This window comes from Daejeonella sp. (assembly GCF_044232565.1).
Lineage (GTDB): Bacteria > Bacteroidota > Bacteroidia > Sphingobacteriales > Sphingobacteriaceae > Daejeonella.
Genome location: NZ_JBIILQ010000307.1, coordinates 1 through 2,542, shown reverse-complemented (window position 1 = coordinate 2,542; position 2,542 = coordinate 1). Strand labels below are relative to the sequence as shown.

The following is a 2,542-nucleotide window of genomic DNA, read 5'->3' as shown; positions in this document are numbered from 1 at the left end:
TTGAAGTGTAAAAGATCTGTTTAGATACATATTGTGAAGGATCAAACTGTACACCGGATTTTTTATACTCAATCGACTGACCAGTTGCAATGATGTATTTAAAAATTGTTGAAGGATAGATGTAAGAAGTAAAAGTATAGTACAATTCTTGCTCGGTTTTTTTAGCATTAAACCCACTTGCCGAACCCACACCTGGAAGTGTTACCGTTCTTTCCAGGTTTCCATCCATATCGTATTGCATCACCAATGAGGTAGCATCTTTTAGGTAATTCGCAAAAAATTTACCACCTGCGGTACTCGCCTGAAGCACATTTTCAGTCTCAGGAATAAAATCCTTCCAGTTCTCAGGTGCCGGATCTGAAGCATCCACGGAAACTACTCTAAAGTTTGGTGCCTTGTAATTGGTATAAATAAATAGTTTACTTCCTTGATTATCAATGATAGAATGATCGTTTTTGAAGTCCTTTACTACTTGAGTTATCGGACTTCCAGGTTTCGATAAATCTTGGATATAGAGCTCGTTACCAGTGGTGGAAACAGCGGCAGTAATAACCAAAAAGCGCTGATCCTCTGTTAGGCCCCCATTAATATACCTGCGTGGTGTTTGATCGCCACCAAAAATTAGCACGTCTTCTTTTTGAGAGGTTCCAAGCTGATGATAAAATAATTTGTGATATTGAGTCAAGCCCGAAAGTTGGCTACCTTCTTTTGGCTTATCGTAACTGCTGTAATAAAAACCTTCATTACCCTTCCATGAGAGCCCTGAGAATTTTACATCGATTAAGGTATCCCCAATAACCGATTTATCCGCCGCTTTTAAAACGATTACTTTCCTCCAATCAGAACCACCTTCCGAAATTTGATAAGCTACGTGGCTGCCATCTTTTGTGAATTCAATTCCAGCAAGGGAAGTGGTGGCATCTTTTGAGAAAGTATTGGGATCTAAGAATACCTCAGCTTTAGTTTTGCCAGCTTGCCTGTAAAGAACATATTGATTCTGTAAACCATCGTTTTTATAGAAATAAGTGTATGCACCTTCCTTGAAGGGGGCAGTAAATTTTTCGTAATTCCAGAGCGTTTCTAAGCGGTTTTTAATTGCGTCCCTGTAGGGGATGTTCGATAAATAGCCTTGTGTAACCTTGTTCTCAGCTTCCACCCATGCCTTTGTTTCCGCCGAGCGATCATCTTCGAGCCAGCGGTAAGGATCATTTATGGTAGTTCCGAAATAGGTATCTGAAACATCTATTTTTTGCGTTTTTGGGTAGTTCATGGACTTATTTTGGGGACTGGTATGTTGTGCTATTCCACTTAGTGGACTGATCAACACAGCAATTGCGAGCATTGTTAGGTTTAATCTTTTCACTGGCTTTAAATTTTGTTTATTGCTAAATTAGGGAAATCAATCGCATAAATGCACAGTTTTGTGTAATGTTTATGCTTATTTCCCTAAATAATAAGCAGAGTAAGCTTAAATTAAAAATTATGTATTTTTGAGGCGATGTCAGTAAAGAAAATATTTTTCGCTTCCGATTTCCACTTTGGAGTGCCCGATTTTAGAACGAGTCGTGAGCGCGAGGACTTGGTAGTAAGCTGGCTCGATCAAATAAAGCAGGAAGCAAGTGAAATTTACCTGCTCGGTGATATTTTTGATTTCTGGTTTGAATATTCCTCGGTAATTCCGAAAGGTTTTAGTCGCTTTCAGGGCAAAATTGCCGAAATTGTGGATTCAGGAATTCCCGTTTTCTTTTTTAAGGGCAACCATGATATGTGGATGTTCGACTATTTCAAAGAAGAGCTTGGCGTACAGATTATTTCGGATGAGCTGATAATTGAAAGGAACGGAAAGAAGTTTTATTTACACCATGGTGATGGCTTAGGCCCCGGAGATACGCAATATAAGCTGCTAAAAAAAATCTTTAGAAGTAAATTTTGTCAATGGTTTTTTGCTCGCATACATCCCAATTTAGGGTTGGGCATCGCACAAGGCTGGTCGAGGAAAAGTAGACTGCAGAACAATAAAAAAGAAGAGTTTAGGGATATCTCTGAGGAGTGGTTGGCTTCTTATTCAAAAAATCTTCTTAGCAAAGAGCATTTCGATTATCTTATTTTTGGGCATCGGCATTTGCCACTTGACATTCAGCTTGGCGAGAGTAAATATGTGAATTTGGGGGAGTGGATCAATTTTAATTCTTATGCTGTGTTTGATGGCGAAAAATTAGAACTCCGATATTTTGAGAAGCATTCCAACTGATTTTTATCCACTTCTTTAGGCCTGATTTATTCCTGATTGCGTATAATCTTCCATTATTATCCAAAAAAGCCGTATTTTTATAGGCCCTATTGAAAGCCTGTGTTTTGAGCTTAAAGAGGGGTGTATTTCAATTTAAATTATGTTACAGAAACTAGAATATATTAAAGAACGCTGGCAAGAAGTGGAGCGCGAGTTGAGCAATCCTGCTACGATGAGTGATATGAAGCGTTTTGCTCAGTTAAATAAAGAATATAAAGACCTCACGAAGATTGTTGATGAGTATAAAATTTA

General features: G+C 38.3%; 2 protein-coding genes and 1 pseudogene. 2 read left to right on the top strand and 1 reads right to left on the bottom strand.

Translation table 11 applies throughout. The features are described 5' to 3' along the window. Window positions 1-1,363, bottom strand: a pseudogene (locus ACILQF_RS12495) (S9 family peptidase); the annotation flags it as partial. Window positions 1,364-1,498: 135 nt separating this feature from the next. Here ACILQF_RS12495 and ACILQF_RS12490 point away from each other — a divergent pair. Continuing rightward, window positions 1,499-2,251, top strand: coding sequence for a UDP-2,3-diacylglucosamine diphosphatase (locus tag ACILQF_RS12490; protein WP_395627730.1), 753 nt, complete (start codon window positions 1,499-1,501; stop codon window positions 2,249-2,251). A gap of 139 nt (window positions 2,252-2,390) precedes the next feature. Further along, the coding region (locus ACILQF_RS12485) for a PCRF domain-containing protein (protein WP_395627731.1) at window positions 2,391-2,542 on the top strand (152 nt) is incomplete at its 3' end.